The 17,357-nt window shown below is 39.5% G+C and carries 18 protein-coding genes and 1 riboswitch; of the genes, 6 read left to right on the top strand and 12 right to left on the bottom strand.

What is annotated here, in order from left to right; genetic code table 11:
• Positions 1-3: 3 nt before the first annotated feature.
• The 3 genes from IE339_RS02465 to cax form a co-directional block, all read right to left on the bottom strand.
• Entirely contained in the window at positions 4-819 is an 816-nt protein-coding gene (locus tag IE339_RS02465) for a YfkD famly protein (RefSeq protein WP_242173278.1), read from the bottom strand.
• 99 nt (positions 820-918) lie between these two features.
• A complete protein-coding gene (locus tag IE339_RS02460) occupies positions 919-1,536 on the bottom strand; it encodes a YczE/YyaS/YitT family protein (RefSeq protein ID WP_242173277.1) in 618 nt (205 codons plus the stop codon).
• A gap of 186 nt (positions 1,537-1,722) precedes the next feature.
• Positions 1,723-2,778: a calcium/proton exchanger gene (gene cax / locus IE339_RS02455; protein ID WP_242173276.1), complete on the bottom strand. Its 1,056-nt coding sequence runs from the start codon at positions 2,776-2,778 to the stop codon at positions 1,723-1,725.
• Between the two features lie 289 nt (positions 2,779-3,067).
• On the opposite strand from cax, the gene IE339_RS02450 reads away from it, so the two are divergent.
• Positions 3,068-3,472: a pyridoxamine 5'-phosphate oxidase family protein gene (locus IE339_RS02450; RefSeq protein ID WP_242173275.1), complete on the top strand. Its 405-nt coding sequence runs from the start codon at positions 3,068-3,070 to the stop codon at positions 3,470-3,472.
• Positions 3,473-3,487: 15 nt separating this feature from the next.
• On the opposite strand, the gene IE339_RS02445 is transcribed toward IE339_RS02450, so the two are convergent.
• Positions 3,488-3,871, bottom strand: a complete 384-nt coding sequence (locus IE339_RS02445; RefSeq protein ID WP_242173274.1) for an OsmC family protein — start codon at positions 3,869-3,871, stop codon at positions 3,488-3,490.
• 160 nt (positions 3,872-4,031) lie between these two features.
• Here IE339_RS02445 and IE339_RS02440 point away from each other — a divergent pair, with 160 nt between their 5' ends.
• From IE339_RS02440 to IE339_RS02430, 3 genes are all read left to right on the top strand, one after another.
• Positions 4,032-5,213 carry an MFS transporter gene (locus IE339_RS02440; RefSeq protein ID WP_423809821.1) on the top strand — a complete coding sequence of 394 codons (1,182 nt, stop codon included), beginning with the start codon at positions 4,032-4,034 and terminating at the stop codon, positions 5,211-5,213.
• 134 nt (positions 5,214-5,347) lie between these two features.
• Positions 5,348-5,497, top strand: coding sequence for a BH0509 family protein (locus IE339_RS02435; protein ID WP_242173272.1), 150 nt, complete (start codon positions 5,348-5,350; stop codon positions 5,495-5,497).
• 180 nt (positions 5,498-5,677) lie between these two features.
• On the top strand, positions 5,678-7,591 hold the full coding sequence (locus tag IE339_RS02430; RefSeq protein ID WP_242173271.1) for a heavy metal translocating P-type ATPase: 1,914 nt from the start codon (positions 5,678-5,680) through the stop codon (positions 7,589-7,591).
• Positions 7,592-7,798: 207 nt separating this feature from the next.
• Here the strand turns inward: IE339_RS02430 and IE339_RS02425 are convergent, their stop codons facing one another.
• Genes IE339_RS02425 through IE339_RS02415 form a run of 3 tightly spaced genes read right to left on the bottom strand, consistent with a single transcriptional unit; the run spans position 7,799 to position 9,483 of the window.
• Entirely contained in the window at positions 7,799-8,635 is an 837-nt protein-coding gene (locus tag IE339_RS02425) for a YihY/virulence factor BrkB family protein (protein ID WP_242173270.1), read from the bottom strand.
• A 15-nt stretch (positions 8,636-8,650) separates the two neighbouring features.
• On the bottom strand, positions 8,651-8,977 hold the full coding sequence (locus IE339_RS02420; RefSeq protein WP_053403065.1) for a YtxH domain-containing protein: 327 nt from the start codon (positions 8,975-8,977) through the stop codon (positions 8,651-8,653).
• A 20-nt stretch (positions 8,978-8,997) separates the two neighbouring features.
• Positions 8,998-9,483, bottom strand: a complete 486-nt coding sequence (locus IE339_RS02415) for a low molecular weight protein-tyrosine-phosphatase (RefSeq protein ID WP_242173269.1) — start codon at positions 9,481-9,483, stop codon at positions 8,998-9,000.
• 227 nt (positions 9,484-9,710) lie between these two features.
• Here IE339_RS02415 and IE339_RS02410 point away from each other — a divergent pair, with 227 nt between their 5' ends.
• Positions 9,711-9,941: a DUF1128 domain-containing protein gene (locus IE339_RS02410; protein WP_053403067.1), complete on the top strand. Its 231-nt coding sequence runs from the start codon at positions 9,711-9,713 to the stop codon at positions 9,939-9,941.
• 756 nt (positions 9,942-10,697) lie between these two features.
• A riboswitch (purine riboswitch) is annotated at positions 10,698-10,799 on the top strand.
• Between the two features lie 57 nt (positions 10,800-10,856).
• Positions 10,857-12,602, top strand: coding sequence for an adenine deaminase (ade, locus tag IE339_RS02405; RefSeq protein WP_431522784.1), 1,746 nt, complete (start codon positions 10,857-10,859; stop codon positions 12,600-12,602).
• A gap of 52 nt (positions 12,603-12,654) precedes the next feature.
• Here ade and IE339_RS24640 read toward each other — a convergent pair whose 3' ends face one another.
• From IE339_RS24640 to IE339_RS02385, 5 genes are all read right to left on the bottom strand, one after another.
• Positions 12,655-12,780, bottom strand: coding sequence for a hypothetical protein (locus IE339_RS24640; protein ID WP_277933935.1), 126 nt, complete (start codon positions 12,778-12,780; stop codon positions 12,655-12,657).
• Positions 12,781-12,940: 160 nt separating this feature from the next.
• Positions 12,941-13,681, bottom strand: coding sequence for a CAP domain-containing protein (locus tag IE339_RS02400; RefSeq protein WP_242173266.1), 741 nt, complete (start codon positions 13,679-13,681; stop codon positions 12,941-12,943).
• A 511-nt stretch (positions 13,682-14,192) separates the two neighbouring features.
• Positions 14,193-14,708 carry a type 1 glutamine amidotransferase domain-containing protein gene (locus IE339_RS02395; RefSeq protein WP_242173264.1) on the bottom strand — a complete coding sequence of 172 codons (516 nt, stop codon included), beginning with the start codon at positions 14,706-14,708 and terminating at the stop codon, positions 14,193-14,195.
• A 99-nt stretch (positions 14,709-14,807) separates the two neighbouring features.
• Positions 14,808-15,809: an LLM class flavin-dependent oxidoreductase gene (locus tag IE339_RS02390; protein WP_242173262.1), complete on the bottom strand. Its 1,002-nt coding sequence runs from the start codon at positions 15,807-15,809 to the stop codon at positions 14,808-14,810.
• Positions 15,810-15,965: 156 nt separating this feature from the next.
• Complete coding sequence (locus IE339_RS02385) at positions 15,966-17,258, bottom strand: lysine N(6)-hydroxylase/L-ornithine N(5)-oxygenase family protein (protein WP_242173260.1); 1,293 nt, start codon at positions 17,256-17,258, stop codon at positions 15,966-15,968.
• Between the last annotated feature and the right edge of the window lie 99 nt (positions 17,259-17,357).

Raw genomic sequence — 17,357 nt, 5'->3', positions numbered from 1 at the left:
TTTTTATCTTGGCTGATTATGGACAGAAAAGCTAAGTGACAGGTGATCTTGAACAGGTATCCAAGCACCAATTCCTTGGGACGTAACGTTTTTAACAGCGATGGTTCGTTTACTGCCATGTAGAAGCAAAAATACTTCTCCGTACGTTACTTTTCCACGTTCACTGACAGCTGGTGTATAGCTGTTTAAATATCCTACTTTTTTAGCAGGCACGTTGTAGCCATTTTCTTTTTTTGTTCCAACTCCCACGATTGTAGAGAAAGCTAATGGGAGCTTTGTTTTTTCTGCGGCTTTTAAAATCATCATTTTCTGAACATCGTCCGAATCAGGAATTCTAGCCGTTAGTCCGCCCTTTACTTGCTTTTGAGCATCCTGCGTATAGCGGACTCGGTATGGAAGCTTTCCTCCGCGGTTATCAAAGAAATTCATATTCACCTTTTTGTACTCCCAATTCACGTTGGTTTCCATGGATTCGTAATTTAACGGCCACTCTCCTAAGTAAATGGTCGCTCGGAATCCAATAGCGAGTGGATTTTTCGATACGGCTGATTCATTTAGCATACGAATAAGATTAGGATTTTCAATTTTCACCTTTGATGTTCCTAATAATTCTTTAGCTAAATCACTTGGCTGTAAATAAGGCATATCCTGTGACGAGTTTGGATATGTGTTTTCTTTGGAAATATTTAAAACGGAACTAGGTACACGAACTGTCCCGACCTCCGTCGATTTCTTATTTGTACCCTGTGCATGCGAGATCGGAATGATAATACTCGTAAAAAAAAGAAAAACAACTAACAATGCTGAAACTTTGCGCATATAAGTACTCCTTTCAAGACTTTAGGAAATGTACTTATAGTTTCTTCACATCTGCTTTTCTTTATCCTCTTTTTCCATTTCTTCGTATCACGGGGTTCCTCAAACGGGTGTAACTTTTTCTTCTACCGTCTTGTTGAAAAGAGCGTTTATAACAGGTGTAACGAGTTGGATAGCAGGTCCCATTAAAAATGTAATAATGATGGTTCCTACTCCAATGGCTCCGTCTAATAAAAACGCAAGAACTAACGCTGAAACTTCGCCAATCGTCTTTCCGACCATTAAACTAATTCCAAAACGCTCTTGAAGCGACAGCATAAGATTATCAATTGGATTAGCCGGAAACTTTGCGCGCAAATAAATGACGACCCCAACTGCAATCGTAAAGATTCCGCCAATAAATAATAGATACTTTCCAACTGTAGATTCGAATGCAACCTTGCTTAATACGTTTAACATCCACAAATCGATTAAAAAACCGATGATAAAAACTGGTGCAAGCGCAAGCCATTCAATGCGTTTAACGAGTAAAGCATTTACAACCATCATCAAAATCCCTACAATGATAACCCAATTGCCAATCGTGAGACCAATTGATTTTGATAACCCGACATTTAGTGCATCCCATGCCCCTGCTCCTACATCTGCTACAATTGTTAATGACACCCCAAACGATAAAAATAATAGACCTACTATGTATTGAATGAACCGATTTATCATTCCACCACCCCCTAATGGAATATTTTACATTTACTTTCTTGCAAACCCAACATATTTTATAAAAATCGGAATTTTCAGTTTTATATAGCATATATTGTATTACTCTTCACTACATATCCAAAGGAGGACTGAGGCCTTGATGAATGAGAAAGGGCGCGATCTGTATATCGGATCGCGCCCTTTCCTTTAGAGTAGATAAAAACCAAGACCCATAATAATGTAAGCTCCGAGCAGCGTTGCTCCTTCAAACCAGTTCGTATCTCCATCATTGGAGATCGAAATCGTCAAAAAGACAGCTGTAATCATGGACACCAACTCTGGAATGGTGAAGACGAGCGGCATACTCGTTGAGAATAGAAGCGAAACAAGGACTAAAACAGGTGCAACAAACATAGCCACTTGAAGCGTAGATCCGACCGCAATTTCAACCGCAACGCCCATTTTGTCTTTGTACGCCATTAAGATTGCAGAAGCATGCTCGGCTGCATTTCCAACAATCGCTACGATAATAACCCCTATAAACAGTTCACTCCAACCAAATTTATCGGCCACTGTTTCAAAGGTATGTACAAGATTTTCAGACACATAAGCAACAGCAACCGTTGAAAGAAGGAGCACCATAATTGCTCTCAGCTTTCCCCATTCCGGTTCTTCGTGCTCTTCGCTCACGTCATTTTTATGCTGATAAACTCCTCGGTGTGTAACAAGTCGAAATAAAAGAGCCGCTAAATACAAAATAATAAGAACGATCGATACACCTATACTAAGGGTTAACGTCTTATCTTCAGGCATACGCTGAGCAAAAATCTCAGGGATAACGAACGCGACAATAACTGCAAAAATTAAGAGCGCCGAATTATGCCTTGCATCATAAATGTTGAATTGCTGACGCTTATACTTGAGTCCTCCGATAAAAAAGGACAGCCCCCCTACAAGTAGCAGATTTCCTAAAACAGACCCCGTTAACGATGCAAGAACGACTTCGGTAAGACCTGCCTGTAAAGCAAAAATCGAAATAATCAGCTCAACAGCATTCCCGAAGGTTGCATTTAGAAGTCCACCAATTCGAGGGCCTGATATAATCGCCAAGCTTTCTGTTGCTCTACCCATGAACCCAGCTAATGCGATAATGGTTAAGCAATAAATGACAAACATTAAAATTTGTGACCAGTGCATAATACTTCCAACCACTGAAAGTGGAACACCGATAATGACAAAAATCATAAATAACTTATTAATCACTCTGTTGCCTCCCTATACGTACTATCTGACGAAGAATACTCTTCTTCTTTTTTACAGTTTGCCCTTAAAATATACGATTCTAGACGGGTCCTTCACTACTTTCTGTGGGTGAACCTTAACATTGCGTTTTTTTGCTAGTGTATTCAATTATGGACAGATACATACCACGCTTTTTCCCAAGTAGAGGAAGGTTTAAACTAGGTAGAAGAAGGTAGATTAAATAAGAAATAAGCGCCCATTTTAAGCCGCTAATAGCGTGTAATTGAGAAAAGAAAGGGGAATCTTTGACATGCTTCAAGATCAAATCGTACATGTTCTTGATCATCATCGAGTAGGAATACTAACCACTCTTCATGAAAACAAGCCACATTCTCGACTGATGACCTTTTCACATGAAGACTTGGTGCTTTATTCACCTATAAATCGAAGGACATTTAGTGTAGAAGAAATAGAAAAGCAAGAGACTGTGCATATTTTATTGGGATATGAATGGAATGGATCAGAAAATTCTTATGTCGAAATCGAGGCGTTAGCGAAAGTCGAGGAAAGTGAAGAGATAAAGGAACGCTTTTGGACCGATGATCTACTCGCATGGATTGATGAACCAAAAGAGCACAATTATCTTCTTGTTCAATTTACACCCCAATCAATACGCTTCTTTAAAGATGGCAAAAGTAAAGCTCAAACCTTGTAAGGCTTGAGCTTTGGTTTATTGCTTCAATTCAAACGTTTCTTCAACCTCAATGCTGTTAATAACCGATTGAACCATAGGACAGTTTTTGCGTGCTAGCTCAATGGACTGGGCAATCTTTTCTTCTGGCAAATCATTTCCGGTAATGACATAGTGAAGATGGATTTTTTCAATACGGTTTGCTTTTGCTTCATTTCTTTCTACATTCGCTTGAATGCTGATATCGTCAATCTCAATGCGCTTCTTTTTTAAAATGGTGCGTAGCACTCCTCCACTACATACGGCGATCGATGATACCATCAATTGAAAAGGCCGAAATCCATGCGCTTCATCTCCTGCAACATGAAGTTCACCATACTCTAAATCCGTTGTAAATCCAACTTCCTTCATTTTAAATTCCATATGAATGCCTCTTTTCATGACTGTAATACATCTATTTTACTGACTATACATTTTCTCTGCAAACACATCGCACATAAAAAAACAAAATTTTTAGACTTGTTATTCCCTTTCGATAACGGTACGATCAAAAGTGGCACCATGATTCAAGTAAGGGGGAATTATCCTGTTACATATAAAATTTCGATTTTGGATTCTTGTTACCATTGTCTCCATTTCTGGCTTTTCTCAAGGCATGCTTTTGCCCATCATTTCAGTTATTCTAGAGCAGGACGGGGTATCCTCTGCTCTTAACGGTCTTAATGCCACAGGTCTGTATATTGGTGTTTTACTCGCCTCTCCTTTTATGGAACGACCTTTGCAGCGATATGGTTATAAACCTCTAATCGTTGTTGGAGGTTTGTTGGTTATTTTATCTCTCTTTTCATTTATTACGTGGAAGGCATTCTGGTTTTGGTTTGCCCTACGCTTACTTATTGGCATTGGCGATCACATGCTTCATTTTGGTACACAGACGTGGATCACGGCTTTTTCAACGCAAAAAGATCGAGGACGAAATATTTCCATTTACGGACTATTTTTCGGGATTGGATTTGCTGTCGGACCTTCTGCCTCGTTTCTTCTAAAAATTAACCCGTCCCTTCCCTTCATCGTGAGTTCAGGGATTAGCTTACTCGCTTGGCTGACCGTCTTCCTATTAAAAAATGAACGTCCTCAAGGAGCTGTTGAAGCAGAAGCATTCGTTGAATCATTCAAACGATTTGGAAAAACCTTCAAATATGCATGGGTCGCTTTTTTGCCACCGCTAGGATATGGTTTTTTAGAAGCTACGTTGAATGGAAGTTTTCCCGTGTACGCCCTGCGCAACGGTTATGAAGTAAATCAAATTTCGATTTTACTTCCCGCTTTTGCATTTGGAAGTATTATTTTTCAGCTTCCACTAGGCATTCTGAGCGATAAATATGGCAGGCACTCTATTTTGTTAGCTGTGTTATCTACCGGCTTTTTGGCCTTTCTTACAGCTAGCTTTGTTGAGGATTCTTTTATTGCTTTAACCATTTGCTTGTTTATAGCTGGTATGCTTTTAGGGTCAACCTTCTCTCTAGGAATAACCTATATGGCCGATTTAGTACCTACCTCCTTACTGCCAGCCGGAAACTTGATGTGCGGTATGGCATTTAGTCTCGGTAGTATTTCAGGTCCTTATTTAGGCGGAGTATTTATTCAACATTTTAAGGGAACGAGCTTTTTTTATTTCATCAGTATGATGATTTTGTTCCTTCTTATCGGATTTATTTTTCATAAGCAACCTAAAGTTGCCACTGTAAAAAGCAAACATTCATAGTTATTTAGGAATCAACCTTTTCATAAGGTTGATTTTTTCTTTTTTTGAAAAAAGTGTACACAAAAAGCATTTACTGTTATATAATATTAAAAAATAAACAAAACTGTTTTATAACAGTTAAGGAGGAGAACAAATTGAGCAGACAAGAGCGTAAAAACATGATTACATTTATTGAACGGATGAAAGGGATGGATCGTAATGCGTTGCTTTATATGACAGACGCTGAAATTGAACATATTTATAACAGCGCTTATTCTCTTTCAGAAGAAGGTCGCGATTTTTAATTTTTTTATGTTTTATCCCTCGTGTTCGTGGTATACTTTGGATATATTAACGACTAAAACTCAATACATGTATCTTTGAAGAGAAATGCTGCTATCTTAACGATAGCAGCTTTCGTGTTTTTTAAGGGTATTGATTGTGATTATTTTTCTCATTTAGAAATGTAATGGAGGGATAAAACAATGGACGCAAGAGCATTAAATCAACAAAAACCTTTAAGCAATGAGCCTTCTCAGCTAAAGAGTTTTTTCGAGACGCATGGAGAGCTTGTTGCAGCACTGTTTAGCGGCGTATTAATACTTGCAGGATGGATTTTTTCAAGTCAAACGACTGCTTCTGTCACGCTATTTATCTTAGCCTATGTTATTGGGGGATTCGCCAAAGCAAAGGAAGGCATTGAAGAAACAATTGAAAATAAAGAGTTAAACGTAGAGATGCTGATGATATTTGCAGCTATTGGATCAGCTATTATCGGATACTGGCTTGAGGGAGCAATGCTCATTTTCATCTTCGCGTTGAGCGGTGCGCTTGAGACTTACACAATGAATAAAAGCAATCGTGAAATTTCATCACTGATGGAAATGCAGCCCCAAGAAGCAACACGAGTGCTAGGTGATCATGAAGAAATCGTACACGTTTCCGAACTAGCGATTGGCGATCTCATTCTTGTAAAGCCAGGTGAGCGTGTACCAGCAGATGGTGAAGTTGTTCAAGGACAAACAACCATTGATCAAGCGGCGATTACTGGTGAGGCTGTTCCTGTTATGAAACAGTTGAATGATGAAGTATTCGCAGGTACTGTGAACATTAAAGGTGCCATTACAGTTAAAATTACCAAAACAACGGAAGAAACGCTGTTTCAAAAAATTATCAACCTCGTTCAAAGTGCTCAAAGTGAAAAGTCACCTTCACAGCTTTTTATTGAACGATTTGAAGGAATCTACGTAAAGGTCGTCTTGTCAGTCGTTGCGATAATGATGTTCCTCCCTCACTACGTACTGGGCTGGAGCTGGACTGAAACCTTCTATCGCGCGATGATTCTACTTGTTGTTGCCTCACCTTGTGCACTAGTAGCTTCCATCATGCCAGCGTCTCTTTCTGCGATTTCAAACGGTGCTCGTAAAGGGATTTTATTCAAAGGCGGTGCTCACTTAGAAAGACTTGCGCACCTTGAGGCGATTGCATTTGACAAAACGGGTACACTTACACGCGGGAAGCCTGAAGTAACAGACGTAATTACACGTGATCACGTTACAGAAGAGGACTTTTTAAAAGGGATTGCGTCGATTGAGCGTCAGTCAAATCATCCTTTGGCTCAATCAATCGTGCAATATGTTAAAACGAAGACAGCTAGTGATCTACAGCAGCCTGATTCTTTAGAAGATGTACCTGGATACGGCGTTATCGGTGTACTTTCAGGTGTTGAGTGGAAGGTTGGGAAAGCGGATTTTGTTGGCAAAGAAGAAGCTATCGCCTTTCATGAAGGAATATCTGCTTCGTTGGCTGAAGACGGAAAAACAATCGTCTATGCGCGCGATGAGCACGGAATTGTCGGATTAATTGCTTTAAAGGATATTGTTCGTGAGGAAACAATTGCTGCAATTGAAGAATTAAAGGCCTCTGGCATCTTTACTGTTATGATTACAGGTGACAGCGTAAAAACCGCTGAAGCAATCTCAAATGAATGCCACGTTGATCAGTACGTAGCAGAATGTTTACCTGAGACAAAGGTAGATGAAGTAAAAGCCTTAAAAGGGAAATTCCAAACGGTTGGAATGGTTGGAGATGGAATCAATGACGCTCCGGCGCTTGCAACCTCTCACATCGGAATTGCGATGGGAGAAGGTACAGATGTGGCCCTTGAAACAGCGGACATTGTGCTAATGAAAAACGATCTATCTAAAATAGCAGAAGCCATAAAAGTGGCAAAGCGTATGAATCGCATCGTAAAGCAAAACGTCATTTTCTCGATCACCGTGATTTTGCTTTTAATTTGCTCGAACTTTCTTCAATTCCTTGATTTACCGTTCGGCGTTATCGGACATGAAGGAAGCACCATCTTAGTCATTTTAAACGGCCTACGTTTACTAAAATAAACAAAAGCTCCTACACGTGTAGGAGCTTTTGTTGTTTAATGATAGCCGTTTTGTCCGTTTTGGCTATTGCTTGTTTTATGTTTTGGTGAGCTTTTTTTATTTTGTTTTGTGTTGCTGCCATCTTTTTTCGTATGTTTTGTCATTCAACGACTCCCCCTTCATGGTCTTACACATTTAATATGTCACGTATAGAGGAGAAATATCGTACTAGTTTTTTCCTTGTCGACGTTTGTGACTAATGGCATTAACTTCTCCGCCGATGACAATAATCATTCCAGAGAGATAAAGCCATACCATCATCACAATGATCCCACCAAGACTTCCATACGTAGCGGTATAATTGGCAAAATTATTTACGTAGTATGAAAAAGCCAAGGAAACAAGAACCCATCCGAGCGTCGCCACAAGCGTCCCCTTCCAGATGTCTTTAATATGCAGTCCCTTTTTATTCGGAGCAAAATGATACAGAGCCAAAAACACAATAAACAAAATGGCTGCGCTAATGATCCAGCGCGAAGCGGACCACAAATTTAAGAATGTACTCGAAAAACCAAGCTTTGAGAACAGGTAGACCCCAATCATTTTTCCGAAAACAGGGAGCAATAGTGCTACAATAATAATAAAAATCATCGCAACTGTTAATAGGATCGCCACTCCCCTTGCCACAATAAATGACCGGCTCTCTTCTACCTCATACGCTCTGTTAAATGCTCGAACAATGGCGTTAATGCCGTTTGAAGCTGACCATAACGTCGCAATTGCTCCAAATGATAAGAGTTGACCGTTTCGAGAACCCACTACTTCGTTTAAATTATCCTCAATGTATTTCATCGTTTGCCGTGGTGCAACCTCTTCAAGCATATCCAACAAATTTGGTACGTGAAGCGGTAAAAAACCGATGAGTGTCACAATAAAAATTAATAACGGAAATAGTGATAACAAAAAATAGTAAGCCAGCTCTGCAGAAAGACTAGGGATTTCATCACTCAAAAACCGTCCTGCCAGTTCTGCAATAAAAGGTCGTTTTCTCTTTTGTTTCTCCATTTCCTCACCTCATTTTTATTCTTGTTGTTTAGACTCGGTTACCGTATGAAAGGCTTCCTTAGTTTCTTGAACAATTTCTTTTACTTGTGGAGTTGCTGATTGTAGGTCTTTCACCTTCTGGGCTACATAAGAGATGTCCTCTGACACGGTTTCATACGTTTCCCTTAAATCATCTACTTTTGCTTTAATGGTTGTATATGTACCTCTTGGGTCTTTCACTGCGGCCATTACCTTACCTGCGCCTGCTTTTGTTTGCTCTCTAGTGTGCTTATCTAAAAGAGATACAGCTGCCCCTACAAGTGCTCCAATGATAATCCCTTGTCCTAGCTTATTCTTTCCCATCTACCTTCACTCCTAGTTTTTTATTTATGGATCTCGTCCGAAAAATGTTCATGAATAATTTCTGCTAATAAATTTGTACAGCCTTTTGTTACTAATTCGTATACCTCATCAAAATTTCCTGTAAAGTATGGATCGGGAACATCTTCTATTTCTGATTCCGGGACAAAATCCAAGAGACGACCAATGTAGCCTGTCTTATTAAATCCTGCTATTCGGTGGAGGTTACCAATGTTTTGCGCATCCATCCCGATAATATAGTCAAATTCAGTTAAATCTTCTTTTTGTACTTGGCGGGCTTTTAAGCCGTCAAAGCTAATTTGTTTTTTCGTTAAAATTCGTTGCGTACCTTCGTGAGGAGGAGTTCCAATATGCCAATCTCCTGTTCCGGCTGAATCAATGCTAATTTTATCTTCAAGCCCTTTTTCACGAACTAGGTGACGAAATACGGCTTCAGCCATTGGGGATCTACAAATGTTGCCCAGGCAAACAAATAGGACTTTTACCATAATGTTTCTCTCCTTTTTGGCGTTCTATAGATATAGAACGGAGGTTATTTACTTTTAACATATAGAGATTTTTAAAAAATACCTTTACTGAAAACAGGTTTTCTTTATGAACAACATTATATACAATCATTTGAAAAAGGGAAAATAACAGGTGTTTAAAAGAAAGGTGATTAAAAAAATAGGACGTGTTACAATAAGAAAAACTGTTCCGTGGAAGGATGAAAAATTTGGACTTAACACAAAAATCGAGTGAAAATGTTGAATATATGGTAGAGGCAATCAAAGAAAAGCTTCGCATTCTAAATTTTGGTGCTGTTAAAGCTTCTCATTTTGATGAAGAAATGTATGAAGATCTTAAGTATCTTTATGATATGGTAATGCGTAAAACATCTTTCAGTCCAAGTGAAATGCAAGCAATCGCTGAAGAGTTAGGCTCACTTCGTAAACAAACACAATGATAAAAGAACCGTTACTTCTGTTGTGATTCGCAGAGTAGCGGTTTTTATTTTGGCTTCTTTTCTAAAAGGATGATCTACATATGGTTGCTCTCAAATCAAAATACCTCTACTCGTTCGGATCTCCGCTTCAGATTGCTTCGCTTTCCTCGGGGAGAGCGCTGAGCTTCCTCGTCGTTTCTCTCCTGCGGGATCTCAGCTGACTCTCTAGTCCCGTAGGAGTCTTCGCATCTTCTGCTCCTATCCTCTTGTTTGAAGAGTAGGGACTCATCTACTTGCCTTCCTTTCTAAAGAGATGATCTACATATGGTTGCTCTCAAATCAAAATACTTCTACTCGTTCGGATCTCCGCTTCAGATTGCTTCGCTTTCCTCGGGGAGAGCGCTGAGCTTCCTCCTCGTTTCTCTCCTGCGGGATCTCACCTGACTCGCTAAGTCCCGTAGGAGTCTTCGCATCTTCTGCTCCTATCCTCTTGTGTGAAGAGTAGGGACTTATTCACTTGGTTTCTTTTCTAAAGGAATAATCCACGTATGGTTAGACATGCTTCTCGTCGTGATTAACCAAGGTGCTGTAGTGTTCTTTTTCTCGGCTCATTTTTTCTGTCCATTCGCTCCTTTTAGCGGATTAAGAATGAAGTTAGTGATCTGTTTGAACAGTAAAACTCGACTTTGTATTAATAGCGCTTACTTTTTACATATACTAAATAAAAGCTGAACTACGTATTGACGAGTGAAAAAAAGGTGCGTACAATGGAGCGAAATACCTATCAAATATTTTTCTCGTATAATCTTGGAAATATGGTCCAAGAGTTTCTACCAAACTGCCGTAAATAGTTGGACTACGAGGAGAGAACTGGTATGTTTTCTTTCCATTTCTCCTCTTTTTAGTCCTCTCTTTTATGTAAAAATGAAGGGAGCAATTACAATGAACAAACACTTCTTACAACAACAGCTCGCAGCAGCTGATCACCGAATAAAAGCCGATCTCGTAATTAAAAACGCAAAAATTATTGATGTTTTTACTTTAAGCATCTTATCTGGTGACGTCGCGATACATGACGGAAAGTTTGTCGGTATTGGGGAGTATCAGGGGGTAAACGAAATTGATGCGAATGGTCGCTATGTAAGTCCTTCCTTTATCGACAGCCACGTTCATATTGAATCATCTATGCTTATTCCAAGCGAGTTTGCAAAAGTTGTGGTGCCACATGGTGTAACGACTGTCATTACAGATCCTCATGAAATTGCAAATGTTTCTGGAACAGCTGGCATTGACTTTATGATTCAAAACTCCAAGGACCTTCCTTTAGAAGTATTAGTAGGCCTTCCATCTAGCGTTCCGTCCACGCCTTTTGAAAATGCCGGAGCCATTCTTAACGCTGAACATTTAGAACCCTTTTTAGCTGAAAAAAGCGTGATCGGTTTAGCAGAAGTGATGGATTATCCATCTGTGCAAAAGGGGGCAGACTCCATGCTTGATAAGCTATTAATGGCGAAAAAACATCATGCGATCATTGATGGGCATGGTGCCGGCCTTGATGCACACGGTGTAAACATTTATGCCACAGCTGGTATTAAAACAGACCATGAATGTGTCAATGCACAAGAAGCAATGGATCGTTTGCAGCGCGGCATGTACGTTTCCATTCGCCAAGGTTCTGTAGCCAAAGACTTACTCAATTTACTTCCGGTTGTGAATGAACGCACAGCTCGTCGTTGTTTGTTTTGCACCGACGATAAGCATCTTGATGATTTACTAACAGAAGGATCTGTTGATTATAACGTTCGTTTAGCCATTGAACATGGATTAGATCCGCTTCTTTCCATTCAGTTAGCCTCTTTAAATGTGGCAGAATGCTATCAATTACAAGGGCGCGGTGCAATAGCCCCTGGTTATGAGGCAGATTTTTTATTACTTAATGACCTAGAAACCATCTCGATTCATCAAGTATACAAGTCAGGAGAACTTGTAGCCGAAGAAGGTGTACTTACATCGTTAAACGATCAACCTGTATTAGAAAATCCAGCATTGACTGATACGGTACATGTGAAAAATCTTACATTAGATGATCTTCGCCTTCCTGTGAAAGGGAATCAGGCTCATATCATTGAAGTAATTCCAAATAGCCTCGTTACGAATCATTTAGTAGAAAACATTCAAACAAAAAATGGTGACTTTCAACCATCTCTCGTGGATGATCAATTGAAAATGCTTGTAGTCGAGCGTCATCATGAAACAGGTAATATCGGAAAAGGAATTGTGAAAGGTTTTCGTTTAAAAGAGGGAGCAATCGCTACAACAATTGCTCATGATTCCCATAACATCGTTGCAGTAGGAACGAATGACGAAGATCTGCTATGTGCCATTCAAGCAATAGAGAAGATGAAAGGCGGCGTAGTCATTGTAAAAAATCAACAAGTGTTAAGTGGATTACCCCTTCCAATTAGCGGTTTAATGTCGGACCTTCCATTCCAAGATGTTTTGGTCAACTTGAATAAGCTTCATGATGCACTTCATGAATTAGAAATCGCCGATCATTTCAATCCACTTCTGACACTATCTTTTCTGAGCTTACCGGTCATTCCACACCTCAAGCTCACTGATATGGGACTGTTTGATTTTCATCAATTCAAACATATTAAAATTGATGAAGATCTTGTGTAAACATCTTTGCACACAAGAGGACCTAACGAATTGTTAGGTCCTCTTCTCTATCTTATACGGTTGTTTTTTGTTGAACTTTCTTCGCTTTCCGACGTCTCTTAGCATAAGAAAAAGCTTCTTTTGCTAAAATAGGCAATACTGCTTTTGCGATTCGTTTTACCACTCGAGATCTACTCAAAGCTCTTCACACTCCTAAAATCATGTAGTTAACTATACTATACCCGTTTCTCTTTAGAAAAAAACGACTTGTCCACTACGGTTGCTTTACGTAAATAAACGTACTGGTCAATATGAAAAACCCCTCTGTTTCCAGAGGGGCTCTTGTTTGTTATCTCCTATTATTTAGAGATAAATTCTTGTGTCCAGTAGTTTCCATCTTGTACATATCCAACGCCGATATGAGTAAAGTTAGGATTCATAATGTTTTTACGATGACCTTCACTGTTCATCCAGCTGTTCATTACTTCGTCTGGAGAAGTTTGACCTTGGGCGATGTTTTCACCTGCTGATGAATAATCTACACCAAATTTCTTCATCATATCAAATGGTGAACCGTATTTTGGTGATTGATGATCAAAGTAGTTGTTGTCTTTCATATCCTGTGACTTTGCTTTTGCAACTTCACTTAGCTTTGAATCAATTTGTAAAGGTTTTAGTCCAGCTTTTTCACGTTCTTGGTTCACTAGTTCAACAACCTTCTTTTCTGATTCACTTACAGATCCTTGTGCTTGGTCAGTGTTTTGATCATTTGATTGTGCTTGATCAGATGATCCGCTTTGTGGTGCTTGTGCTTTTTCCTGTGGTTCTGCTTGTGCTTGACCTTGAGCATTAGGTTGTGGCTCAGCTTGTGCTTGTCCCTGAGCTGTTTGCTCACCTTGCTGTGGTACTTGAATATTATATTTCTTTAAAAGCTCTTGCACGTTTGCATTTTGTGGTGCTTGTGCTTGAACGTTTTGAGCTTGATTGTCATTTTGTTGAGGTACGTTACAGTTAGAAGCAGCACTTGCTGGTCCTTGTAGTGATAATAATCCTAGTGACATTACTCCGGCAGCTGTTGCAATACGAAATGTTTTCTTCATAGTAAAACATTACCTCCTTGAATTTTGTAAACCTATAGGATTAGTCGGATAAAAGATTGGAAATGGACACTCGAAATTTGAATTATATATAGTAAATGTGTCCTTCACATTTCCAGATGTGAAAGGGCGATTTAATTTCGTTTTCCGACTGCACCTTCATCCTTTCATATTTCTATCAACCTCACAACCTGTAATTCTTTCCAACACTTTTTCGGTCATGGTGTTCTGTAGAAATAAGAAAAGTTGAGGTGTGCGTTGGCTCCTTGCCAACTACACCCACATTGTTACATGAATCTGATATTATATCAACCTTAATACCATGGCAATTTTAGCTATAATTTAGCTTATTTTAGTTTCATATATTTACCACGTGCAGAATGCTTGATTTTATAGGCTTTTTGAGTCCTCTGTGATCATAAAACTTTCTAAAAATAGAGTCTTCCATTTTTTTCTCCACTAAAAAACCTCTTGAACGACATAAAAATCGTCCAAGAGGTTTTTAGATGGTGTATTATTTTAAAACATTTAGCGATTCACGAATGAATGCCGGAATGTCATCTGGTGTACGGCTAGTTACTAACTGATTCCCACACACGACTACTTCTTTATCATGGAAGTTCGCTCCTGCGTTTGTTAGATCCACTTGAATGGATTTAAAGCCTGTTACGTCGCGACCTTTTAATGCCTCTGCGGTAATTAATAGCTGAGGGCCATGACAAATGGCCATAACCGGCTTTTTGTCGTCCATGAATGCTTTCGTGAATTTAACGAAGCGATCGTCTGCACGAAGGATATCAGGAGAAAATCCTCCTGGTAATAGTAAAGCATCAAATTGAGAAGGATCTACGCTGTCGATACTCTCATCGACTTTAACAGATGCTTCCCCCTGTTTGCCCTTTACTGATTTTCCTTTCTCCATTTCAATAACTGTTAGTTCATGTCCTGCTTCTTTTAAGCCTTTTGCTGGCTCTGTGTATTCAGAGTCCTCAAAGTGATCTGTAAGTAGTACGGCAATTTTTTTACTCATTTCAAAAAACACTCCTTATCTCTGATTTGAATGAATGATCTCATCTGTAAATAAGGTACCCTTCCGTACGTATACTAAACCTTGGAATATGCAGCTACGTCACAGCTGGAATTCTTTTGCCAGCAATTCATATGATTTAATTTTCGCATCCATGTCATGCATTAATGACACCATCATAAACTCATCTGCACCGTAAAGTTCCTGAAGTCTAGTCACCGTTTCTTTTACTTTTTGTGGTGTCCCGACAATAATACGCTGACGGTTTTCACGAATACGAGACCAATCGTAAGCAGAATAAGGATAGTTTTTCGCTGTTTCCACGCTTGGAATTCCTTCTGTTCTCATTCCTTTTTCGATTGATAAAATGGAAAGATCGATGCTACTAGCAAGCTCCTCTGCTTCTTCTTGTGTTTCAGCACACACGACAAAAATGGCGACAATTACATTCGGCTTTTCATTAAAAGCGGATGGCTTGAAGTTATTGCGATAAAAACGAACCGCTGCCGGACCATCATAGCCATTAATAAAGTGCGCAAATGTAAATGACAGACCTTTTTCAGCTGCTAGCTGAGCACTTGATCCACTTGAACCTAGCATCCATAGCTCTGGTGCATGTGAAAGAATTGGAGTGGCACTCAATCCTTCATATGGATGATTTTCAGGTAATTGATCATGTAGATAACTTAATAAATCATCAATTTGTTCTGGGTAACGACGAATATCCTTTGGGTTCCCATCCTGAAGCGCACGCGTTGCATTAGGCATACCTCCAGGAGCGCGCCCAATACCTAAATCAATTCGTCCAGGTGCTAACGCCTCTAATATTCGGAAATTCTCTGCTACCTTATAGGAACTATAATGCGGCAGCATCACGCCGCCTGAGCCAACTCTAATTTTTTCTGTGCTGGCTGCTAAATAAGAAATTAATACTTCTGGTGATGAACCTGCAAGGCTTCTCGTATCATGATGCTCTGAAACCCAAAAGCGTGAGTAACCCATTTTCTCTGCTTCTTGTGCTAATCGAACGGTATTTTTCAACGCCATCTCTGGCGTACTTCCTGCTGATACCGGAGATTGGTCGAGTATACTTAATTTAGTCAATGCTTCTCTCTCCTTTGTTAAGTCATCTATATAATGAATAGCGTATTATTTTTTTTCGTTGGTCTTATTATTATCCTGCTGTAAAAAATGAATGTCGAATAATTTGCTTCTCAAACAAAATAAAGAAGAGCAACGTATCGTTACTCTTCCCTGTACTTAAAGATCATATTGTTGAAATACCGTATTTGTTTGGATGGGATATACCTCACGCTTGGCGATCTTATTAAGAATCATTTGATTACGCTGTACAGACAACCCTAAATTTGTAGCAGACGATCCGTGTGAATGCTCTAAATTCATTAGCGTAAAAAGATGATGCTTTCGGTTGTCTTCAAACTCGATATGATAATTGCGCGCCACTTTAAAACGCTTATCATCTTCCCAAATAATTTTCTCACGGTAACGTTCTAACCATTTCGGCATATTAGGCTTATATCCCGTCGCTAAAATTACTTTATCCGTCTCATGCTGAAATGTTTCTTCTAGCCCCTCTTGATGACAAGAAAGCGTATAGCCTTTGCCTTCCCTAGAAGGATGGATCTCATTGACTTCTACAGATGGTTGAATGCGCACATAGCGGTCTTTTCCATCAACTGAACGGTGATATAGCGTATCATAAATACGATTTAATAATCCACCTTCTGTTCCGTGTCGCAACCGGTCGATCGTTGATAATGCCTCTGTTCTTTTTTCAAAAGGCAGGCGATGGAAATAGCTCACATAATCAGGTGAGAAGGCTTCCCTTGCAAGCTTTGATTGCTCCATTTGGTAAAAATGTGGAGTGCGGGTAAACCATGTTAGCTTGTATCCATAATAGTCACGGTCTTGAAGAAGGTCGTAAAATACTTCTGCCGCACTCTGTCCTGATCCAATAACTGTTACTGACCGTGCGTCATGCTTAATACTTTTTTCATTCGGTACATAACCACTTGTATGAATGACATCATTTTTAGGTGCCCCTTCAAACCCGGGTGGAACAAGCGGTGTATTGCCTGTTCCAATCACAACATGCTTCGCATAATACGCTTCTTTATCGCCTGTTCTTACCTCTTCTATTATAACTTCATAATGATCCTCATGATCGATTACATCAATGACTCGCTTTCCGAAACGGCATGAGGATAGCTGGTTCGCTACCCATTTTGCATATTGATTGTATTCTCTTCTCGGAATATCCATTCGACTGAAAAAATAAAACTGATAAAGTCGATTGTGTTTATGTACATAATTTAAAAACGTATACGGACTCGTCGGGTCGGCAAACGTCACTAGATCAACAAGAAATGGATCCTGTAGGTCAGTGCCTTCTATTAACATTCCAGGATGCCACTCAAATTCAGCGTTTTGTTCAAAAAAGAGGGCTTTTATATCATCGACTGGTTCGGAGAGTGCTGCGAGTCCTAAGTTATACGGACCGATTCCAATCCCAATTACGTCGTACAGTTCCATATCTTTTCACTTCCTTCGTCATACTTATCCTTAACTATACCCCGCTTCGCCTTAAAACAACCGTCCTATAAAAAAAGAGCTCCCTTTAAAAAAGAGCGC

Origin of the sequence: Priestia koreensis, assembly GCF_022646885.1 — a bacterium.
Taxonomy (GTDB): Bacteria; Bacillota; Bacilli; order Bacillales; family Bacillaceae_H; genus Bacillus_AG; species Bacillus_AG koreensis_A.
The sequence above is the reverse complement of the archived record's forward strand: the minus strand, read 5'-3'. Positions and strand labels throughout refer to the sequence as shown.